The 2,642-nt window shown below is 32.1% G+C and carries 1 protein-coding gene and 1 pseudogene; both read left to right on the forward strand.

All coding sequences use genetic code 11. The annotated features are described in order from the left end of the window. The first annotated feature begins 93 nt into the window (after window positions 1-93). Entirely contained in the window at window positions 94-768 is a 675-nt protein-coding gene (locus BBS29_RS08095; RefSeq protein WP_068131220.1) for a YveK family protein, read from the forward strand. 176 nt (window positions 769-944) lie between these two features. Further along, window positions 945-2,111: pseudogene (locus BBS29_RS08100) on the forward strand (UDP-N-acetylglucosamine 4,6-dehydratase family protein); the annotation flags it as partial. Between the last annotated feature and the right edge of the window lie 531 nt (window positions 2,112-2,642).

Consider the following 2,642-nt stretch of genomic DNA (forward strand, 5'->3'; position numbering starts at 1 on the left):
ATATTTAATAATTTACAAAATATTAACAAACATTGTGTTATTATGTGTTATATTAACTTCAAGAGATATAATAAAGAAATGTCGGAGGCAATAATGGAAGAAACACTGAATTTGGAAGACATTTTAGAAGTGATTAAAAAAAATATCTTAATGATCGCAATTATGATGTTGTGGTTTGGTTGTATTGCAGCTTATGCAACGTTTTCTTTAATGACACCGCAATATGTAGCTAAAACACAAATTTTAGTCAGCCAAGCTCAGAACGCTGAAGCAATCAATAATCAAGATATTCAAGCGAGTCTACAATTAATTAATACATATAGTGATATTATAAAAAGCCCAACAGTGCTCGATGAAGTAGTAAGTAATCTAGAACTACAAGAATCATCATCGGCTATTTCTAATAAAATTGAAGTGACCAATCAGAATCAGTCACAAGTATTGACTGTAACAGTCACAGATGAATCCGCACAAAGAGCAGAGTATATTGCCAATGAAGTGGCGACAGTTTTCCAAAATACAGTACCTGAAGTTATGAACGTAGATAATGTATCTGTACTCGCAGCAGCAGATGTTGGAGAAAACCCATCACCTGTATCACCTCAGCCGATGATTAACATTGCAATCGGATTGATTTTAGGACTGCTTACTGGATTAGGTTTCGCCTTCTTAAGAACATTTATGGATAAACGTATACAGACCGAAGAAGATGTAGAAAAACACTTAGACTTACCTGTACTCGGAACAGTGCCAACATTTAAAAAGTAAGGACGGTTTAATATGTTTGGAAAAAATAATAGAAAGTTCCAATCAGAACAAGGGAACTTATTGTCCAATTCCACCGAATTCTTCAGACTTATGCGGAGAAATTATTTTTGAACTGCAAATGAAAAGATATATACCAGTCATCGCACATCCTGAAAGATGCAGACCATTAAAAGTAAATCCATAGTCTGGCAGTCATTGATAATGTTGAAGTAATAATCATGCCTAATATAGACGATATTATGTCGGGCAGAGTAGAAGTAAATGCTTTGAAAAAAGTAGAAGTAGAAGATTTACTAGGAAGAGAACCTGTTCAACTCGATACTGAGGGAATTGAAGAACAAGTTAGAGATAAAGTCATTCTAATTACCGGTGCAGGAGGAAGTATAGGTTCAGAAATAGTAAGACAAATAACTAAGTTCCAGCCACGTAAAATAATTCTTTTAGGACATGGAGAAAATAGTATATACACTATTTTAGAAGAAGTAACGAGTTTTAATAATGAAATAGAATATATACCTATTATTGCGGATATACAAGATAGAAAAAGAATGTTCTCAGTTTTCGAAGAGTACAAGCCAGATATTGTATATCATGCGGCAGCACATAAACATGAACCTCTTATGGAGTATAATCCAGAAGAAGCGGTAAAGAATAATATAATAGGTACAAAGAATACAGCAGAAGCGGCTTGTGAAAATGGAGTGTCTAAATTTGTAATGATATCAACTGATAAAGCAGTAAATCCCCCCAATGTGATGGGTGCAACTAAACGTGTTGCTGAAATGATAATTCAGGCTTTGAATCATGAATATGAAGAAACTACACTAGTAGCAGTAAGATTTGGAAATGTATTAGGAAGCCGAGGGTCTGTTATTCCTAAATTTAAGAAACAAATAGAACAAGGTGGCCCTATTACAATAACAGATGAACGCATGACACGTTACTTTATGACTATACCAGAAGCGTCTAGATTAGTGATACAAGCAGGTACATTAGCAGAGGGCGGAGAAGTATTTGTGCTCGATATAGGTGAAACAGTTAAAATTGTAGATTTAGCTAAAAATATGATTAGGTTAAGTGGTTATTCTGAAAATGAAATAAATATTAAAGTTTCAGGAATTAGACCTGGTGAAAAATTATACGAGGAACTTTTAAATGAAGATGAAGTTCAGCCAGAAGAAGTTTTTGAAAAAATATTTATTGGACGATCATCTAGAGTGGATATTAATAAAATAGATAAACTAATAAATATTCTCGTGGATAGTTCTAATATAAAGAATGACCTATTAGATGGTATTAAAAATTTAGAAACAACCAGATTGAATTGGATAAAGAGAAATTAAAAGCCATGGACTAAAACTTAAAAGAAGTGATGATGTTGTTAATTAGGATTTTTATTGTTTTGATATTTTTTGCACCATTTGGCTATTATTATAGCCGATTACTGGGTGACACATTAGGAGTAGATTATAATTATTTAGTTATAGCTATAAGTTTTTTGTTATTTCTGGGTATTATTAAAAAAATTAATAAAGAAGAGTTTAAATTTATTTGCTTGGGACTTTTAGTAATTACTCCGTTCGTAATAGGATTACTATGGACGGATGAACTTTCTAGAGGATTGCATTATGTTTTAATACTGATTGGCACTTTAGTCTTATCTTTTGTGATTTATAAATATGACGTTATTCTTTTAATGTGGAAGTCATTCTCTTATGGAGTCTTGTTTTTTCTATACTATACTTGCTAGGTTTTTTATCGATATCAAAGGAATATAATTTTGGTGGTTCTAGAATAGGCTATGTTACTAGTGATATTTATTATCTTGATCCAAACTGGTTAGGTTATTGGTGTGTAATTGCTATGTTATACTT

Source organism: Nosocomiicoccus ampullae (genome assembly GCF_001696685.1).
GTDB lineage: Bacteria > Bacillota > Bacilli > Staphylococcales > Salinicoccaceae > Nosocomiicoccus > Nosocomiicoccus ampullae_A.